Annotated in this window: 1 pseudogene; it reads right to left on the bottom strand. The window is 62.5% G+C overall.

Features of this window, described 5'->3' with window-relative positions:
* Positions 1–1,073 (bottom strand): annotated as a pseudogene (locus ACTMTI_RS56875) (DNA-directed RNA polymerase subunit beta); the annotation flags it as partial.
* Positions 1,074–1,087: the final 14 nt, after the last annotated feature.

Genomic DNA, 1,087 nt, shown 5'->3' with positions numbered 1-1,087 from the left:
CGGCGGTTGCCGAAGTGGTCGATGTCGTCGACCTCGACGATGACCTCGCGGTCATTGGCGCCCGGCATCGACTCCTCGCCCGCGTGCAGCCGGACGATGTATTCGATGGTGGCGACGATGTCGTCCTCGGTCAGGGTGCCCTGCGTGATCTCCGAGTCGACCCCGAGCTTCTTGTTGATCTTGTAGCGGCCCACCTTGGCCAGGTCGTACCGCTTGGAGTTGAAGTAGAGGTTCTCCAGCAGGGTCTGCGCCGACTCCTTGGTCGGCGGCTCACCCGGCCGCAGCTTGCGGTAGATGTCGAGCAGCGCGTCATCCTGACCGGCCGTGTGGTCCTTCTCCAAGGTGGCCCGCATCGACTCGTACTGGCCGAACCGCTCGAGGATCTGCTCGCTGGTCCATCCCAGTGCCTTGAGAAGCACGGTGACGGCCTGCTTACGCTTGCGGTCGATGCGCACACCGACGCTGTCGCGCTTGTCGATCTCGAACTCCAGCCAGGCACCCCGGGACGGGATGACCTTGCAGCCATACAGATCCTTGTCCGACGTCTTGTCGACGTTACGTTCGAAATAGACGCCGGGCGAACGGACCAGCTGCGAGACCACGACACGCTCGGTGCCGTTGATGATGAACGTGCCCTTCGGCGTCATGAGCGGGAAATCGCCCATGAACACCGTCTGGCTCTTGATCTCACCAGTGGTGTTGTTGATGAACTCCGCCGTGACGAACATCGGGGCGGAGAAGGTCATGTCCTTGTCTTTGCACTCGTCTACGGAGTGCTTCGGCGGCTCGAATCGGTGGTCGCGGAACGACAAGGACATGGTCCCCGAGAAGTCCTCGATCGGACTGATCTCTTCGAAGATCTCTTCGAGGCCCGACTGGGTCGGGACGTCCTTGCGCCCGGCCTGACGAGCCGCCTCTACCCGGGCCTTCCACTTCTCGTTTCCGAGCAGCCAATCGAAAGACTCGGTCTGCAGGGCAAGGAGGTCAGGAACTTCCAGAGGCTCCTGAATACGCGCGAATGAGACGCGACGGGGACCAGCGGGTACGGCGGAGGCGTTGCGCGAGGCTGCCAACAGATGTCCTTCCG

It is taken from the genome of Nonomuraea sp. H19 (assembly GCF_052068215.1).
In the GTDB taxonomy this organism is placed as follows: Bacteria; Actinomycetota; Actinomycetes; order Streptosporangiales; family Streptosporangiaceae; genus Nonomuraea.
This window is presented reverse-complemented; position numbering and strand designations above follow the sequence as displayed.